Origin of the sequence: Synechococcus sp. UW106, assembly GCF_900474015.1 — a bacterium.
Taxonomy (GTDB): domain Bacteria; phylum Cyanobacteriota; class Cyanobacteriia; order PCC-6307; family Cyanobiaceae; genus Parasynechococcus.
On sequence record NZ_UCNV01000009.1, the window covers coordinates 188,973 to 206,419 of the forward strand.

The 17,447-nt window shown below is 44.8% G+C and carries 16 protein-coding genes; 8 read left to right on the top strand and 8 right to left on the bottom strand.

The genetic code is table 11. The features are described 5' to 3' along the window. The first annotated feature begins 26 nt into the window (after window positions 1-26). From DXY30_RS08690 to DXY30_RS08705, 4 genes are all read left to right on the top strand, one after another. Complete coding sequence (locus tag DXY30_RS08690) at window positions 27-290, top strand: acyl carrier protein (protein WP_115094504.1); 264 nt, start codon at window positions 27-29, stop codon at window positions 288-290. A gap of 19 nt (window positions 291-309) precedes the next feature. Continuing rightward, window positions 310-1,554 (top strand): polysaccharide pyruvyl transferase family protein, encoded by a 1,245-nt coding sequence (locus DXY30_RS08695; RefSeq protein ID WP_206749526.1) that lies wholly within the window; start codon window positions 310-312, stop codon window positions 1,552-1,554. 54 nt (window positions 1,555-1,608) lie between these two features. Next, entirely contained in the window at window positions 1,609-2,409 is an 801-nt protein-coding gene (locus DXY30_RS08700; protein WP_170951210.1) for a phytanoyl-CoA dioxygenase family protein, read from the top strand. A 73-nt stretch (window positions 2,410-2,482) separates the two neighbouring features. Beyond that, on the top strand, window positions 2,483-3,220 hold the full coding sequence (locus DXY30_RS08705) for a phytanoyl-CoA dioxygenase family protein (protein ID WP_170951211.1): 738 nt from the start codon (window positions 2,483-2,485) through the stop codon (window positions 3,218-3,220). Here the strand turns inward: DXY30_RS08705 and DXY30_RS13640 are convergent. Next, window positions 3,201-4,028: a glycosyltransferase family 2 protein gene (locus tag DXY30_RS13640; RefSeq protein ID WP_137006831.1), complete on the bottom strand. Its 828-nt coding sequence runs from the start codon at window positions 4,026-4,028 to the stop codon at window positions 3,201-3,203. The genes DXY30_RS08705 and DXY30_RS13640 overlap by 20 nt on opposite strands. Before the next feature lie 92 nt (window positions 4,029-4,120). On the opposite strand from DXY30_RS13640, the gene DXY30_RS13645 reads away from it, so the two are divergent. After that, on the top strand, window positions 4,121-5,257 hold the full coding sequence (locus DXY30_RS13645) for a hypothetical protein (protein ID WP_137006832.1): 1,137 nt from the start codon (window positions 4,121-4,123) through the stop codon (window positions 5,255-5,257). A gap of 671 nt (window positions 5,258-5,928) precedes the next feature. Here DXY30_RS13645 and DXY30_RS08715 read toward each other — a convergent pair. The 5 genes from DXY30_RS08715 to DXY30_RS08730 form a co-directional block, all read right to left on the bottom strand. Continuing rightward, a complete protein-coding gene (locus tag DXY30_RS08715) occupies window positions 5,929-9,003 on the bottom strand; it encodes a glycosyltransferase (protein ID WP_115094513.1) in 3,075 nt (1,024 codons plus the stop codon). 1,003 nt (window positions 9,004-10,006) lie between these two features. Next, window positions 10,007-11,071: a glycoside hydrolase family 99-like domain-containing protein gene (locus tag DXY30_RS08720; protein WP_115094515.1), complete on the bottom strand. Its 1,065-nt coding sequence runs from the start codon at window positions 11,069-11,071 to the stop codon at window positions 10,007-10,009. Between the two features lie 26 nt (window positions 11,072-11,097). Continuing rightward, entirely contained in the window at window positions 11,098-11,298 is a 201-nt protein-coding gene (locus DXY30_RS13650) for a hypothetical protein (protein WP_137006833.1), read from the bottom strand. 273 nt (window positions 11,299-11,571) lie between these two features. After that, window positions 11,572-12,402: a glycosyltransferase family 25 protein gene (locus DXY30_RS08725; RefSeq protein ID WP_115094517.1), complete on the bottom strand. Its 831-nt coding sequence runs from the start codon at window positions 12,400-12,402 to the stop codon at window positions 11,572-11,574. 829 nt (window positions 12,403-13,231) lie between these two features. After that, window positions 13,232-13,489 (bottom strand): HU family DNA-binding protein, encoded by a 258-nt coding sequence (locus tag DXY30_RS08730; protein WP_170951212.1) that lies wholly within the window; start codon window positions 13,487-13,489, stop codon window positions 13,232-13,234. Between the two features lie 130 nt (window positions 13,490-13,619). Between DXY30_RS08730 and rnc the strand changes: the two genes are divergently transcribed. Continuing rightward, the gene (rnc, locus tag DXY30_RS08735; protein WP_115094959.1) at window positions 13,620-14,345 is read left to right on the top strand and encodes a ribonuclease III; all 726 of its coding nucleotides are present in this window, start codon (window positions 13,620-13,622) and stop codon (window positions 14,343-14,345) included. Here the strand turns inward: rnc and DXY30_RS08740 are convergent. Next, window positions 14,303-15,130, bottom strand: a complete 828-nt coding sequence (locus tag DXY30_RS08740) for an ion transporter (protein ID WP_115094522.1) — start codon at window positions 15,128-15,130, stop codon at window positions 14,303-14,305. The genes rnc and DXY30_RS08740 overlap by 43 nt on opposite strands. Window positions 15,131-15,134: 4 nt before the next feature. Next, window positions 15,135-15,320: an NAD(P)H dehydrogenase subunit NdhS gene (locus DXY30_RS08745; protein WP_115024823.1), complete on the bottom strand. Its 186-nt coding sequence runs from the start codon at window positions 15,318-15,320 to the stop codon at window positions 15,135-15,137. Between the two features lie 55 nt (window positions 15,321-15,375). On the opposite strand from DXY30_RS08745, the gene rimM reads away from it, so the two are divergent. Then, window positions 15,376-15,909: a ribosome maturation factor RimM gene (gene rimM / locus DXY30_RS08750; RefSeq protein WP_115094525.1), complete on the top strand. Its 534-nt coding sequence runs from the start codon at window positions 15,376-15,378 to the stop codon at window positions 15,907-15,909. A gap of 76 nt (window positions 15,910-15,985) precedes the next feature. Beyond that, a complete protein-coding gene (locus DXY30_RS08755) occupies window positions 15,986-17,446 on the top strand; it encodes a mannose-1-phosphate guanylyltransferase/mannose-6-phosphate isomerase (RefSeq protein WP_115094528.1) in 1,461 nt (486 codons plus the stop codon). Window position 17,447: the final 1 nt, after the last annotated feature.

Below are 17,447 nucleotides of genomic sequence, written 5' to 3' on the forward strand. Positions count from 1 at the left end.
GTTAGGATAAAAAGAAAATTGAGCAAATGGAGAAGAATTCCAGCGAAATAATGGAATGGATAGTCAGCTACATCACAGATGTGCTATCTGTCCCACGAGGCTCTTTCTCAACCGAAGATCAATTTATTGAGTGCGGAATGGATTCCGTAGAAATAACCATTATGGCAGGCATGATAGAGGAGCAATATAATATTGAAATAAATTTGGCAGATATCATTGAAAATCAAAACACAGAATTACTTGCAAAATTTATTGCATCAAAGCTAGCGGAAAATAGCGTAGATGAGTAAAACTATATGCATATCAGGGATGTTTGATATGAATAATTATGGAGATCTTTTATTTCCTTTAATAGCCAAGTACGAGCTTGGCAAAAGGGGCTTTGAAGTACGTGCGTTATCTCCAACTGGTAAGACAACTGATTATAAAGATGCACTACCCTCAAGTGGTATTTGGCAATTTCTAGATGAATCAAGGAAATGTGATGGAATGTTGATCGGTGGTGGATACATCGTACATTCGCATAGAATGAATTTTCTCAAAGAATATAGTGAAGCTGGTGTGGGAGCTTCAGTAGGGCCGTCTACATGGCTAGGCGCAACAATGATTGCAGCCTCGAGAGACGTACCAGTGGCATGGAATGCACCAGGAGTGCCACATCCAATCAAAAAAAATCTACAGGAGCTTTCAATAGCTGCATTCAGAGCAGCTGATTACCTTTCGTTTAGGGATAGAGCCTCACGAAAGCTTGCGATAGAAGAAGAGAACCTTCAATGTAATATCTTGCCTGACCCAATAATCAATATATCAAGTATGTGGCCACAAAAAGATCTAAAAGATATATTTGACTCATTCTTAAAATTACACAATATAAGCAGAAATAAGAGATTTATCGCAGTCCACCTAAGGAAAAGATCTCTTAGGGGTCAAACCATTAAAAGCTACGCTAATAACCTATCAAAAATATGCAAAAATTTGGAAGTATATCCTTTACTTTTAGGGCTTGGTAGCGCACACAATGACAATAATATAGCAAAAACTCTAAAATATTTGTTGAAAGAACAGGAAATTGATTGCCAAGAGATTGTGCCTCCAACAAGCCTTAAACTAATTACGGCATCAATCGCAAACTCAGAAATGTATATTGGATCATCACTTCACGGATATATTTCTGCGAAGTCATACGAAAAACCAGCAATAATTGTTGGATTCCCTTCCTACAACAAATTCGACGGCCTAACCTCACAATTAAAAAGCAAAGATGAATTGTTCGACAGTTGGGATAAAGTTTGGAACAATATTGGTGCACGGATAAGAAACCCTAAAGCTCTGCCCGAAGACGTCAAAGAAAATATCAATTATCATTGGGATGAAATAACCAAAGCAATTATCTCGAACCCTGAAAACAAAAGGAAAGAAAGATTGGCATTTTTATCACTGGTGCTAAAAGAAGGAATAGAGCAAAAAGGAACTGATTGGATTACAACATCATTCACAACTGAAAAAGATAGAAAGGCGGCAGCAGTGTTTAATGAAAACCCTCAACCTTTTTAAGCCTTTATGCACAAAGAAAACGGAAATTTATCTAGCTCAATGTATATCGATTTCATGCGCGATGGATTCGTTAGTCCGATTGACTTATTCTCAACAATAGAAATCGAAAAAATTAATAATGAAATCAAACGATTATCTGCCACTAAAACGGGAAAGTTATCATCTATCAGTAGAATCAACACTCATCTATTAAGCCATATATTCTGGGACCTAGTTCACGACAACAGAATTCTAGACATAGTGGAAAAACTAATAGGTTCAAATATTTATTGTATAGGTTCAAGTATCATAGATAAGCTTCCTGACTCTCAATCATTCGTTGCTTGTCACCAAGATGCCACCTTCTGGGGTCTGAGTAAACCAATAGGAGCAACGGTTTGGATTGCGCTGACTGCTGCTAATAAACAAAACGGAGGTATGTACTTCGTCAAACACTCACACTTAAATCAACTTCCTCACTTTGATACCAAAAACGAGCACAACATGCTTGGTGCAAGGGAATCAGTCATTAAACTACCGGCAGAGTCGGAGAAGACTTACAGTGATCTAAAACCAGGGCAAATATCTATTCACCATCCTTTAGTCTTGCATGGATCTCCTAATAATTTAAGTTCAGAGAGTAGATTAGCCTTCGTTATTAGATATATACCTTCTTCGGTGAAGCAGGATAATGCATTAGTTACTTTAGTGCGCGGCGCTAATTTATCTAAGATGAAATTGCTATCGCGGCCAAAAACCAATGCTTCATATCAAATGCTAATTGAACACGGTCGAGCAATGAAACAAAATGCAGACGTAATAAAAAGAGCAAAATATATACATTTAAAAGAGAATAATGGGTATCACAATGAATGATCATCATTACAATTTCAATAAAGACGGTTTCGTGTCTCCAGTCAGAATATTTGATGCGGTCGAGACTGATCTCGTGCGTCAGCAGCTAGAGTACTATGAAAGGAAGCTAGGAAAAGACATATTTTCGAATTTTCAACTTAAAGGCCATCTAATTTTTCCATTCTTGTGGGAAATTGTTCATGAGTTGAAAATAATTGAGATCGTAGAGACGCTTATAGGGCCAAATATTGTCTGTTGGGGATCGAGTTTTTTTGTAAAAGATGTCGGAACAAGTGACTTCGTACCATGGCATCAGGACGGAACATGTTGGGGACTAAATGGAACAAATGGACTAACAGTTTGGCTTGCATTGACACCAAGTAAGGAAGATAATGGGTGCTTGCGTGTACGACCTTGTACCCACACAAGGAAATATGAGCACATAATCAATGAAAACCCGAACTCAATGCTTCCATTAAAAGAAGAAGTAAATCATTCCCATAGCAAAATAAATACAGTTGATTGCATTTTGAATCCGGGAGAGATATCTATCCATCATATGTATGCTATTCATGGATCAAAACGAAACGAGAGTAGTGCAAGGCGAATAGGATTTGCGATACGCTATATAGATGGATCAATGAAAAATACAAATGGCTTAAATAGCCATGCTACTTTGATAAAAGGGCATGATTTCGGAAACTTTATCCATGAGAAAAAACCCAAGTATGATCTTGATGCCCAAGCACTAAGAAGACATTCGAGTATAATATCAAGTTCTGAAAAGATTGTGCGAGCAGAGTCAGATAGGCTTATGAAGCGGATTCACTAGTAACAAGACAATTTTTTTTAGCATCATAAAGCCAGCCGATTTGCTTTTGCTTACGGGGCATTTGGCCTCTAATTTTAAAATAGTTTCTTGTTGCATCCTTAACTGCCTTGAGTGTTTTAGTAGGATTTTGGGTAGTTGTGCCATCATGGTATTGATGATAAGTTGCGCAATTAGAGATCCGAATTAATTGCGTTTCCTGAAGATTAATTGCTCTTTGAAAAACGTCAGGATTACACATACCACCACCAGCCTCACTAAATTGAGGATCATATCCACCAAGTTTCTCCCAAGTTTGCTTGCGTAGAAAGAGAGCATTCGTCTCCAACATGGGGGATGAAATGGTTGGCTCTTCGGACCAAGAAATTGCGTCAAGATCAGCGTGAGGGGAGGGCCAACCAGATGAGAATAAGAGCTTATCTTCGAGTTCCTGACAATATCCATGCTCAGCAGCTGATGACTGTCGCATGCTCCCAAATTGTCGATTTGGGACCGCAATTACTGGTGAGGGATGAAAGGTCTGGGCTTGATAGACGGAAGAGACGAGATTTGCAGAAGCCAATCTTGCACCATCAATCCAAGCTCCAATTAAGCTTGAACGTGCAGCCGAAATGGCTGTATTCATAGCCAAGACAGGAGAAGGACTAGGATTCGTCAACTGTATGAATTTAGGGACAGGTTCGATCTTTGGTATATTTGGTTGATGAATCGAGCCGTTATCAACAACAATTATCTCCCAGGAAATATGACCAGAATTGAGTTGAAAATCTCTAGAAAGTGAATAAAGAGTTCTTGGCAATTCACGGCTCATCTCCCAAGAAACAACAGCTATACTAAGGTGAGGGAACATAAACAGACAACCTGCATTAACCTTAAACAAATTATACTACCATAAATATAATAATGAATGATTCTAGAGGCGCCATTATGATTGACTTATCTCCAGACAATGATCCAATAAAAGTAGCAGAACCAGTCAATATTGCTCCAACAATATGGAAAATTTCAAAGCTCAATGATGTAAAAACAACATTATTAAATCCCCAAGTATCGATAACAGATTTGCTTTCGAAAGACATACTAAGGCGAATCCAGGACTGCGATGATTCGATTGAGAAGACAATGCTACTTTATGAGGCAATTGGCAGAGGGAATAGAGTGCAGAGCGATCAATCACGCCTTGCACACATAAGCATATCGAAAAGTTTATCGAATGCCTTGAATCCAGCTTTCATAAATGAATTTGTTTTTCATGCCCTTGATGAAAACAAAGAATCTATTGAAGTGATGAGTGAAATTATCTGGCCAATCATAAACCAATGGAGATGCATTGTTTTGAAGACATCACAAAATAAATGTCTCAAGTTAGATGAGAAAATCTGGGATTTTTTTCTTGCTTCAGAAAAAGCAAACCTTAGGCAATTATCGAAAATTGAACATATATCCAGGGAAATATATGAGCTAGCAGCTCTTATAAAATTCCCTTTAATAGATGGGCAAAGAATTAAAATTGAGGATTGGGTTAATCCAGCTTTCTTGGCACTCCGGCCACTTGCCTATACATCATCTCTCATGTTTAGGCATCTTTCAGAAAATAGAGAGATCCTGAGGGAACTTCAATCAAGCAAGCACTTACGCATCTGTTACATTCAAGAGGTTGAACGGATGATGAATTCATTCCGCTATATATTCCGGCAAGTAACTAAAGGGGATATTATTATTGGTAAAAAAAGAATTCCAAATGGGAGCAATTTACTTTTAGATCTAGTTGCAGCAAATCGTGATCCTAGTCGCTGGGACAATCCTACTAATTTAAATCTTGGAAGAAAGTATATCAAGCCAGCCTCGTTTGGGTATGGAATGCTTTGTTGCACAGGGAATAACATAACAAATCGATTTTTACATGTTGTTTTGGATGCTTTTTTAATAAGCTGTTCCCAGATCAATCCATCAGGTGAAGGTTATCCACTAAATTATGTTTACAACAATTCTTCATCCTTGAGAGGCATGCAAAGGCTGTACTTAAATTTCACAATTTAAATAAAAGAGCATTAGTCTTAATTGGCAACAACAAGGCCAAGGGCAAAAACTCTAAAGAGTTTAATAGTTAATATTAACATCGAATTTATCCTTGCACTCCTTGATACTATATGACACTACTTCTTTTTTCAAAGCCTCCGAATTAAGCGAGCTTCTCATATAGATTTTGATAGCTTTGATCATTAATTCACGTGAAATAAGCTCGGCTTTATAAGCTTGGCAATTCGATGTTAGGACTGAAGAAGCGGACAGAAAGTGGCAAACTTCAGGATGATCAGTGCAATACTTATTTGCTTGTTGTTGAATAGTTGTTTTTGAGTAAGACGATGGTGTAGTGACGATCGACAATGCCATACCTAGCATTAAGTAAATGACTTTCATTCTAAAGAACATACTTTAGCGCAAATAAAATAATAAAAAGGCAAAATCAGATACATGCCTTTACTGAATTACGCTGTTGCCAGATAGTCTCTATTTGAGCCTGCTAAGAAGTTTCGCCTGTAAAGGGAGGGGGCCGCGAGTCTTTGTTAAGGAGCAAAAGCAGGAATAAGACAAAACTAAGGAGTATAATAAATTCAAAGAGCAATACAAGTCAAACAAATAACTAATAAAAGGCCTATAAAATTGAATTGCAGATTGAAATTACATTAAAAGCCAAGGCCAGGCACAGTTTATTTATTCTCTATTTTAGCGACAATCTCTCCCCAAATTTGAGCGAAACGAGCTTTCCAAGAAGATGATTCTACAATAGATTTATCCAAATGATAGATATCAACTGAATCCAAAATCCTATCTATGCGTGATAAGAAGTCATCGTAAGTAGTTTCCACGTAGACGCCATTTTTAATATCTGAAATATTCTTGACATTGGTGGAGACCACAGGAATATTAAGTGCGCGATAAACAAAGATCTTAAGTGGATTCATAAAACCAGATAGATCAGAATCTAAATGGGGAACAATTCCAACATCAAACTTCGAAATGTATTGTCGGGAAATTTCATACTGAAGTGCGCCATACCAAGTTACATTTGGCAATTTATTAATCAATTCAATAGCAGTGGTTTTCGAAAGTGAGCCTATCAGAACAATATTCCATTGAGGTCTAGATCTGGCAAGAAACTCAATTAAAGAGAAGTCGAATCGATAATTCATATTACCACAATAGCCAATAACAACCCCAGAATCAGTAATGTCTTTGGGAATTATGGATACATTTTTTATCGGCCGATCATCAATACCATTTGGCACAAGAATAGGAGCAACACCAAGTTCTGAAATTTGATCAATCATAGGAGCGCAATTACAAATAGATACATCAGAGATAGAAGCCATGAATTTATAATCACGCTTGATAAGAAATTTTTGTTTTAAATTAGATGTAAATAATGACTGATCATCAATAAAATCAGAAACGACAAATGGAAATTTAAGGCGATTATAAACTGATTCAAATCCAAACACGCTAGGACAAACCCAGGCAACCAAATTTTCATTCATACCAAGCTCCTCAATCCATGAAGCAACAGTATTTGGATAGCTTGAAAGATCAGGAAAAGAAAACTGCGAAGATTTTTTATCAAATTCAGAATAAATAAATGTACGGTAGAAAATATTATCTTTATCGAGAAATCCATTGGCGCGAGCTATCGCAGAGGAAGCTCGATAGTTAGCGACAGATAAAGATATACCAGGGTGATAAATTGAAGATGACTCAAACTGCAGACTTGCAGAACAAACAGGAGAATCAATATGTAAAACATTCGAAATATCCGCATGAGACGCTATTTCATTCAATAACATGTCTTGACGACGACCAAATAAACCAGTATCATTTTGCTTCCAAAAAAATATAATATTAAATGGTTTATTTACTGTAATTATTGGACTAATTCGTGAATAATTATATATCGTGCTAGGGATTAAATTAGTATTTGTATCCTCTAAGTGGCCAGGCATGTACTTTTCAAGAAAAGTAAATAATCGTTTTGTCAATGCACTAAAAGAGCATGATTTACGACGAGACAACTCTATATTCAATACATCATCTAATCTGGACTGGATAGAACCGTAAGACAAATGATTATTGAAGAACTCAAAAGCATCTTGATTTCTTTTTTTTACTGAAAATTGATCGATTAAATATTCTGATAATGGGGTATCAAGAGGGATTTTGATAGCAGCTCCAGCTTCAATAAATGAAGAAAAAGGCCCAATATCACTTACATACACGCGACATCCTTGTGATAAAGCATCCGTCAATTTTGCAGGGGTTTGAAATAGTGCGGCTGGACTTGTTGGATCTTGTAGCAGGATAATATCATCGGCAATTGCGGTTATATTTAAATTTTCTGAATAAGGATGTGAATCAATTAATTTAATGCGGACACTATCAATCGATAATAACTCTTTTTGAAGAGCGACATCTTCAAAAATACCTGCGACTGCAAAAATTATATTTGGTTGCTTTAGAGAAGCAAGTGCTTTTGCAATTTCAAGAACACCTTTATGCCTTCTGATAGTACCGTTAAATAGTATAATATGATCACTATTATTAAAGCCAAGACTAGATCTCGTTGTTTCGCGCAAACAAGATGCATTTAAAGCCGCAGCTGCTGATCGGCAATGAGGAATCAAAATTGCATTGAATTTGTTGACTAACAGATCATTACACGCCGTTACAAGGTCAAATTCTTTAATTAATAGCTGGGCCAGTTGCGTCCATGAAGCACTAAAAGGTTTATTCCAGTCTTCGTATGAAAAACTATGGAGGAATTGATCAAAGTTCTCAAGAGCGGGAGCATTAACAAATGCAAGCTCATTGTCATCTATATCACAAATTATTTTTGAACCATGTATTGCGCGATATATTAAACCAATAAAAACACTAGGGAAACGGGATTTAGAGACCCAGACACAATCCGCAGGCCATATTTTTGCAAGTAACAAAGCACCATTAAAAAGATCACAAACGTTCTCTGAATGCCAACCACAAATAGGAACAGATAGAACAGAATTTTGCAACGGAGACCAAAGTTTTTGCCCATATTGGGCAAACATAGGCCCAGCAATTAGAACATCTTTTCTATCACTTATTGCTTCTGCCATGGTCACCCCACGACCAATACAATTATGACAAAGATCCCAACAGGCAACTAATACCCGTTCATTTGGGGATCCATATGATTCAAGGGGCTCTTTCAAGCCCCAATAGTGAAATGTAGTTTTTTTATTTCCACTAATATTAATAATCTCTTTCAATGCTTTCAAATATCTATCATGAGCATTCAGTAATGGTTGATAGTTGGGAAAGAGTTGAAGAGCTGACTTATAAATTTTATTTGCTTCGTCAAATTTTAAATCTTGCTCAAACTGCTGAGCATCTCGAATTAACTTGCCTGCCATATATCGGATGCAAGCATTACTTATATATTCATCTTGGCTATTTTTGTCAAGTGCAATTTCATATAGCTGATAGGCAGAATTGAAATTTAATCTCTGATCTTCTATTCTGGCTTCGTAAAATGGAATGAGTGACCAGTCAGGATAATGACTTTTAAGAAGAGAAAAATATGTTTCCGCATCAGCAAAATACTTAAGATGAAAACAACATTCAAGAACATGTCTAACGGCACCACGTTCTGGAGGGTTATCTTGCAAATATTGACGAAAACAATAAAAAGCTTCTAAATAATTTCTTTCTTTGAAAAGTCTATATGCTAGTTCAATATTTCCCTTTGGCGACATGGCTATTTATACGAGCATACTCTAAAGTATAGCTATACCGTGTGACTTTCAGTTTAACACGCCGAATCTGGAATATAAGTGAATCTCCTGGAGTCAATCAGCGCATTTTCAACAGTGGGTATTGCCAAAGCATCACATGCCAGAAGCAAAGCAAATTAGAAACCTATCTTAAAAATACTTTGCGCAATTGCATTGGGGTATCTGAATACATGCCACCATCCCTTGATGAAATAAGAACAAAAAAACTTAACAGACCTAATCAAGCTCCTCGACGCTGAAATCGCGGTCGATTCGAGGCTGCTGGCCCTTGTGGATTAAGCCCTGACCCACGTGTCGACCGGCCGCAATCGAGTTCATTGACCTCCACGACGGAGATCTCTCGGTAGGTGCCTGCTTCAACCTACGGGCCCAGCCAGTCAGCGACCGCTGGCTGGCAGATGTAGGTGCCTAGCTAGCCATCGTAAGCATCTTCTACTGGGGCGGAACGCCCAGGGATATCGGTCGGCCAAAACCAGGCTGCGGGCCAATGCCACCGATGAGTACATCGGTGGCATTGGCCCTGGGCGACCTTGAAGTCATTCCCCGCTGAATAAGCCCGCACTGGCACTCGACAGTCCAGGCTGTTCTGGCTACACCTCACCAGTTCAACCGTAAAACAGCACTGCAGGAAGCGCACCAGCAGCATCGAAAGGTGCTGGCTCGGTAAACCCCGCTTGGAGCAAGGCCAAGGAACAACGTCTGGCCATTGGCCCCGTTCCGCTTGAACGCGCCGCTGGAGGCCGTCGGTAACGTCGGTCCCAGATAGATAGCCACCCACCCTCTGCGGAGGCGTGAACAGCACCCAGATTATGTCCTGCTTTCACTCCTATAAAAAGAAGCGCGAATAACTCAAATAGCTCAGAAAGAATATAAATAAAAATTGACAATATATATAAATAATAGATGCCAGCCTCGCGCATATCAATGCTTTATTTACTGAAACCGGGAAAAATTGTCGTACTAGCTATGGATTGACCGCTTTCAATGTAGCCTCAAGATACTCATGGCCATAACACAGATCCGGTTCTAAATAATTTCCTTCAGCCCATTCATTCCAGGACTTAACGAACACGATCCTCATTCCTTTTTCTCTTTGCTTCACAAAGTCAATCGCATCCAGCAAATGCCTTTTGTACAATTCAGGCTTAGATCCTAAATAAACATATCCATTCCGCTTAGACCTTGGCGTATTATCCCAATTTGGGACAACGCACGGAAAAGCATTGTCACCATCAAAAGGAGCTGGGGAGACTTTCTCAATGTATTCTCTATACGAAAGAACACAAGGCCCTTGCGGCCCCAATGAATAATTTTTACCATTCATGCGAATTAATTTGATTCTTGTTTGTCGTCTCCAAAAATCACAAGGCGGATTTGTAGTGAATCCATCATAAGAATAAGGCTGACGAGACCAGGGATAATTCTGGATTGCTAAAAAGTAAAAATCTGGCGCAGACTCTTTACGAGCAAGCTCTCTCCATCGATCCATAAACTGGTTTGCGCTAGGCAGATCAGCAGGACAAAAAATAGCAAACAAATTCTTTCCTTTGATTTTAATATAGCGCCTATCTTGGAATGCCTCTAAAAGAGCATAAAAATGTTCATCCACATCATCCATTCCGGGATAAGTCTGTTCTATCAGTAGTCGATCAGGACAACCATGCCATACACCTGTCCAGCTTTGATTAGCCCACGCCAAACAGAACGGGAAATCAGGAGCCTTCGACTTCACAACTTCCTGAAAAGGCCTCTCCAAAAGCCGCTTCCCCCCGCCAAACCAATAGTGCCAATACACAAAACCCTCGATTCCATAATTGCGGGCCAAGGAAGCTTGCTGCTCACGCAATTCTGGCAATCGCAAATCATAAAAGCCAAGATCCGCAGGAACTATTGGTTGAACATGCCCAGGGAATAGAGGCCTTGCCTTAGCGACATTTGTCCATTCAGTAAAGCCTGGCCCCCACCAATCATTATTTTCAGGAATTGGATGGTATTGCGGAAGATAGTGGGCAAGAAGCCTTGCCTTCATTACTCACACGAATATCAACAGAGACTCTACATCAAAGAGGCCAGACCTGAACGCCAAAAAATATTAAAAGCGCTACGGATGACAAGCCAATATCTTAATAAAGCCTCTTGCATTGCTGACATTAAACAAACAAATTTTGCAAAGGAACATGCACCCACATCGAGTAAATATTTAAAATACAATAGATCTAATAAAGTGACTCCTTCTCGCAGGAGCTCGCTGCTCAAGTTGCTACAAAGGCGTGAATCACCCTGACCCAAATCAAGCGGACTCTGACACACATTAGACCTGGGCTGGATCACAACCACAAACGGCTCGAATATCTAGACGATGCTGTGCTGCGTCTCGCCGCCACCGATTCATCAATCGTCAGCGCCCAATGTTGAAGGTGGGGGCGTGCTCAAATCCGCGGGCGCAACCGTTAAGCGACCGCTGACTGGCGGAACTAAGGCAATTCTGGAAGAGAATATTTTATTTCATCTTGGGGAAATCATTTAAACCTATGGAGTTGAAGAAGATGACGCTGCCTTCTTGGCAGCCATTAGTGCAAACTTAGCGACCGTACGGGGAGGCAAATTCCCATAATACGGATTATAAGATAAAAAATCGCTCCAATCTTGAATTGCGCCTGCTTTTTGCCTCCAAAACCTCCACATAGCATCATAATTCTCCTTGTGAAGAGCATGATGACTTGGATGTATAGTTGACTCCATATCAATCTTGTATCCAAAGATTGAAATTGCCAGAGCAAATCCAGACTTATATATGAGGTCGTCAGCAACTGCACTAGGCCTTATATTTTGATCAAGCCTGTAGCGATCACCCCAGCAATGAGCATTTACGAGTTTCTGAGCATGACTTCGTCGAATCATATAGCAAGTACAACTAAAATCATTAACAAAATGTGCATGCAATCCCATCGTTAAATCAGTAGGGTTGATTAGACACAGCTGCACGACATCCCAATGAAATGGAAGTCTTCTTACAAAATCATGCCAGCAGAATCCCCAGAAATTTACAGTCGACATATCGCAATCATCTTCCATTACCATAAGCACATCTTCATCACATTTTTCAATCCAACTCTTCATTACTTTTAGATGCGACATGACGCATGCGACTTCCTTGAAGTCCATTTTTAGAGGAAAATCACCAACAAGAGCTTCCCTCACATACTCCTCATCTCTTCCATCAACCCCATCAATTCGTTCATAATTAACAATCCCTAACCCCTTGAACTGAAGCTCCATATACTCCCTTCTCTGATTGCTACGTTGCAAATTGATATAATAAATTCCTGGAAGACCTTCTAGTTTAGAAACATGGTCCATTGGCCACTAAATCAATAACTATATTGCTAATATACCAAAATAGCTATCCTCAAATCCAGACACCATCCACCATTGACGAAATACTATCCACTACTATTCTAGATGCATGCAAATAACAGACTACCAACCAATTAGATTCCTGTCAGCAGTTGTAAGACTAAGGCAACGCCGCTTGTGTGCAGGAGCTTCGATTTTCTTGGACTGGCAGTCACCAGTGATTACAGCATGATGCACTATTAAATCGTGCTTAGCCACCAATACAAAAACCAACAACATCGAATGCCGCAGGCACTAGTCGACTGCATGGTTGCTACTCAACAAAAGCAGTCGTGGCTTAGTTAACCAGAGAGATCGGACCAGGTGGACTTAATTCAAAAATACAAACCCTTATGCCACTGCTGTTAAGCAACTGAGGACTACCTATCAGTCATATTCATTATAATAATGCTTAAGCTGCCTGCATTATTCGGATGCGGTTAGGTCCTAGGCACTTCATTAAGCTTTCGGCGTGTCGATTACTCACCAACGGCACCGGGGCATGCCAATCGCTCACATTTTCTCTGAATCAATCAGGCAAGATTTTCTTAAAGCCCACTCATGATTCTGCCAACAACCACTGAAGCCAATAATCGATTCTCCTTATATTGAAACGATAGAAAACACCTCAAAAATGAGCATTCCATGAATGTCTCTACCTGACAAAGAAATAAACCTTGCAGATTAAACTCGCAATACCGCGGTCGTTGAAAAGTTTTCCAGCACGGAGAAGCCGACAGATCTATCCATATTGATGTCCCCCTCAGCAAAAGCAAAGGCGGAACAGTCTGGTTCAATCAGCGTCTCTGTCGTTGGCCTGATACAGCTTCACAACCGTGCGCTTCATCTCCGGACGGGCCTTGAACGTTTCAGTGGCTTCACGCGCTGGAATGACTTTCGTCTTGATCTTGAGACCTGGGAGTTTCAAATCCTCACCAGACTCAACAGAGGCTTTGATGCTCTCCACTAGGGCTTTGGCCACCTTGCGAACGGTTCCTGCAGGGATGTCGTTGTTGGAGGAGATCGTGGAAACGAGGTCTTTGAAGCTCATCGTTAGTGTCCTCATCGAGGCGCGAAGTTGGGAGGGGCATTGCTCTCAGCAATAAAGCCAGGCCACTGAATCAATGCGAAGCAGGAGGCTTCCCTACGGTTTGGGAGACGCCTTGCCGGATGCCTCTTCTGTGGATGAGACCCGAATCGCAGAGCTCACTGGCCTGATCCAGCGCATGCACGCTGAGATCCCGATCGAAGCGGAGTTACTGGTCCAGGTGGATCAAGCTCTCACCCACGTGTCGACCGGTCGCGCCCGCAACCTCGAACGGCTGGAGTTTCTCGGGGATGCGGTGCTGCGGCTTGCCGCCACCGAATTCATTGACCGCAACCACCCCCATCTCGCGGTGGGGGCCTGCTCCAACCTGCGGGCCCAGCTCGTCAGCGACCGCTGGCTAGCGGAGGTGGGTGCAACGCTTTCCATCGAGACACATCTGCTGCTGGGGCGACATGCCGAAGGGGATCGTTCCGCTCAGGCCAGGCTGCGAGCCGATGCCACCGAGGCGCTGATCGGAGCCTTGTATACCGCCCTTGGCGACCTGCAGGCGATTCACCGCTGGCTCACTCCCCACTGGCGTGTCACAGCCGAAGGGGTACTGGCCACCCCCCATCAATACAACGGCAAAACAGCCCTGCAGGAGTGGAGCCAGGGCCTGGGCCTGGGACTACCCCACTACATCACCGAGGAATGCAGCCGCCAGCACGGCGACCCCGAACGCTTCCGCTGCCGGGTGAGCGTCAGCAAAAAAGAGCTGGCGCAAGCCAAAGGGCGTTCCCGGAAGGAGGCCGAGCAGAAGGCGGCAGCCGCCGCCCTTCAGAGTCTGGAGGGCAGGGACGCACCACAGGCATCGCAATGACGGGCATCCTTGCGGTGCCCCTGCCGTCCGCAATTGCCACAGGTCAGATCCACACCTCGCTGCTGGTGATGCCGCACCCCCGACACGGTCAAGATCCCAGTGGGGATGGCAATGATTCCGAAACCCAGCATCATCACCGCTGAGGCCAGCAGCCGCCCCAGCTCGGTCTGAGGGACGACATCGCCGTAGCCCACGGTGGTCATGGTCACGATCGCCCAATAAACGCCGCTCGCCACCGTCTGGAACTGGGAATCCGGCCGGGCGCTCTCGATCACAAAGATGCTGTAGCCGAGCACCACTTGCAGCAGAAAGACAAAGAACAGGAAGACGCCAATGGTGCGGGCACTGCCCCGCAGCGCCTGACCCAGCACGCGGGCCTCATCAATGAACTTGAGCAGCTTGAACACCCGCAGGATGCGGCCGAACTTGAACACCCACAGCAACAGCTCGCTGCGCACCTGTGGCACGAAGAAGAACAGCACCGCTGAGGCGTCAATCAATCCGGTGAAGCTGAACAAATAGCGCCAGGGCTTCTCCACCAAGGCCAGATGCAGCACAAAATCCGCCGCAAACACCGCAAGACAAACGTTTTGAACCAGATCGATCCAAGGCACATTCGTCTGGCGCAGGGCTGAGTTGCCCAAGGGGTCGGGCTCCAGCAGCAACGCCAGAACGCTTAACAGAATTGCCCCGAAAATGACGGCGTTGTAGGCCTTGCCCGCTGGGGTACTGGCTTCCAGCACCGTGGCCCGCAGGCGTTGTCGCAGGCTGCGGTCTGCGTTCATCGCCCTAGGCCGGCTGGAGGTCTTTCAAACGCAAGGTCACCAACTTGTCCCAGTTACCGCCCTCAAACAAAACGGCTGCACGGTCACCGCTGATCCGCTGCACGAAGCCGGTGTAGCCGTTGTAAATCGAGGTGGCATCAGCCACGGTCACCGTGGAGCCAGGAAGGATCGGAGCAGGTGCAGACGCCATGGCTCGGTCGCGGACGGATCTGGCGCCATTATCGGCAGTATGTGCTGCGGATGGCATGGCAGAAAGCGACGACTGGCTGAACGTCGGCAAGATCGTGGGGGTCCAAGGGCTGCAGGGGGAACTGCGGGTCAACCCCGCCAGTGATTTCCCAGAGCGCTTCACGGCACCGGGTCCCCGGTGGCTGCGCAGCAGCCAAGGGGGTGAGCCCACGCAAATCCAGCTCAAAAAAGGCCGGCAACTGCCGGGCAAGTCGCTATTCGTGGTGCGGTTGGAAGGAATCGATAATCGCAGTGCCGCCCAGGCCCTAGTGGGGCAGGAGCTGCTGGTGGCGGGAGACGATCGGCCTGAGCTGGCGGAGGGGGAATTTCACCTGCTCGATCTAGTCGGGCTGGAGGTACGACTCACAGCTGATGGCCCAGCCATCGGCACGGTGACCGACCTCATCAGCGGCGGCAACGATCTGCTCGAAATCAAAACCGCCGATGGACGCAAGCTTCTGATTCCATTCGTAGAAGCGATCGTTCCGGAAGTGCAGCTCGAGGACGGCTGGCTGCTCATTACCCCGCCGCCGGGCCTGCTGGAGCTTTAACGCGAATCCATCACCTCCAGGGCATCGACAGAAACCCCTGAGGCAAGCGAATCTGGGTCACCGCCTTCAGGACGAGATGGCCGCCACACCGCTGATTCCTGTGATCCTCTGCGGAGGAACCGGCACGCGCCTGTGGCCGCTGTCGCGAGCGAGTTATCCCAAGCAGTACTGGCCGTTAAGTGGTGACGGCGAAGCGACGCTGCTGCAACAGACCCAGCAACGCCTCAATGGTCTGGAGGCCCTCGCTTCTCCGCTGTTGCTCTGCAACGAAGATCACCGCTTCATCGTGGCCGAACAAATGCGGCAGATCGGGGTCGAGCCGAACGCGATCCTTCTGGAGCCGATGGGCCGCAACACCGCCCCCGCCGTGACGGTGGCTGCCCTGCAGGCCACGGCCAACGGCGACGACCCCCTACTGCTGGTGCTAGCGGCGGATCACCTGATCCGCGATGCCGTCCAATTCCGCCGGGCCATCGACGCAGGACGCAAACCGGCCGAGGAGGGGCGCCTTGTGACCTTCGGCATCGTGCCGACAGCACCAGAAACCGGCTATGGCTACATCGAGGCCAGCGAACCGTTCTCGCTCAATGGACCCGAGCATGTGCCGATCAAGCGGTTTGTGGAGAAGCCCGACCAAGCAACGGCAGAACAATTCCTGGCCACCGGCCGCTTCACCTGGAACAGCGGCATGTTCTTGTTCCGGGCCAGCGCCATACTGGCGGAACTGGAGCGGCTGGCCCCGGAGGTGGTGAGCTGCTGCCGGGCGGCTCTTGAGCAGGACACTGCTGACCTGGAATTCCATCGGCTGGAAAGGGAGGCCTTTGCCAAGTGCCCCAACGTGGCCATTGATGTGGCCGTGATGGAAAAAACGGAACTGGGCAGTGTGCTGCCGCTGGATGCGGGCTGGAGCGATGTCGGCAGCTGGAGTGCCCTTTGGGAAACCTCAGAACAACGTGATTCCCAAGGGAATGTGCTGCAGGGCCACGTGATCTCTGAAGACAGCCGGGACTGTTACCTGCGCAGCGAACACCGCCTAGTGGTGGGGCTAGGGATCGAGAACCTGGTGGTGGTGGAAACCGACGACGCCGTTTTGATTGCTGATCGTTCCAAGGCCCAGGAGATCAAGACCGTGGTGAAGCAGCTGGAGGCCGAGGGCAGCCCGGAGGGCAAAGCCCACCGCAAGATCTATCGCCCCTGGGGCCACTACACGGGCGTCACCGAAGGGACCCGTTGGCAGGTGAAACGGATCTCAGTGAAACCCGGCGCCAGCCTCTCGCTCCAGATGCACCACCACCGTGCCGAACACTGGGTTGTGGTCAAAGGCACTGCCCTGGTTGAGCGCGACGGCACCGAACAGCTGGTGGGAGAAAACCAGAGCACCTACATCCCCATGGGCTGCAAACACCGCCTGTCCAACCCCGGTCGGATCCCGGTGGAGCTGATTGAGGTGCAAAGCGGGGAGTATCTCGGTGAAGACGACATCGTGCGCTTCCAGGACCGCTACGGCCGAAGCGACCTCAGCATCAGTACCAGCTGAG

Coding starts and splice junctions, on each gene's coding strand:
- DXY30_RS08755 (WP_115094528.1), top strand. CDS start 15,986: ATGGCCGCCACACCGCTGATTCCTGTGATCCTCTGCGGAGGAACCGGC.
- DXY30_RS13645 (WP_137006832.1), top strand. CDS start 4,121: ATGAATGATTCTAGAGGCGCCATTATGATTGACTTATCTCCAGACAAT.
- DXY30_RS08720 (WP_115094515.1), bottom strand. CDS start 11,071: ATGAAGGCAAGGCTTCTTGCCCACTATCTTCCGCAATACCATCCAATT.
- DXY30_RS08695 (WP_206749526.1), top strand. CDS start 310: ATGTTTGATATGAATAATTATGGAGATCTTTTATTTCCTTTAATAGCC.
- DXY30_RS08725 (WP_115094517.1), bottom strand. CDS start 12,402: ATGGACCATGTTTCTAAACTAGAAGGTCTTCCAGGAATTTATTATATC.
- DXY30_RS13640 (WP_137006831.1), bottom strand. CDS start 4,028: ATGAGCCGTGAATTGCCAAGAACTCTTTATTCACTTTCTAGAGATTTT.
- DXY30_RS08730 (WP_170951212.1), bottom strand. CDS start 13,489: ATGAGCTTCAAAGACCTCGTTTCCACGATCTCCTCCAACAACGACATC.
- DXY30_RS08700 (WP_170951210.1), top strand. CDS start 1,609: ATGCGCGATGGATTCGTTAGTCCGATTGACTTATTCTCAACAATAGAA.
- rimM (WP_115094525.1), top strand. CDS start 15,376: ATGGCAGAAAGCGACGACTGGCTGAACGTCGGCAAGATCGTGGGGGTC.
- DXY30_RS08745 (WP_115024823.1), bottom strand. CDS start 15,320: ATGGCGTCTGCACCTGCTCCGATCCTTCCTGGCTCCACGGTGACCGTG.
- DXY30_RS08690 (WP_115094504.1), top strand. CDS start 27: ATGGAGAAGAATTCCAGCGAAATAATGGAATGGATAGTCAGCTACATC.
- DXY30_RS08740 (WP_115094522.1), bottom strand. CDS start 15,130: ATGAACGCAGACCGCAGCCTGCGACAACGCCTGCGGGCCACGGTGCTG.
- DXY30_RS08715 (WP_115094513.1), bottom strand. CDS start 9,003: ATGTCGCCAAAGGGAAATATTGAACTAGCATATAGACTTTTCAAAGAA.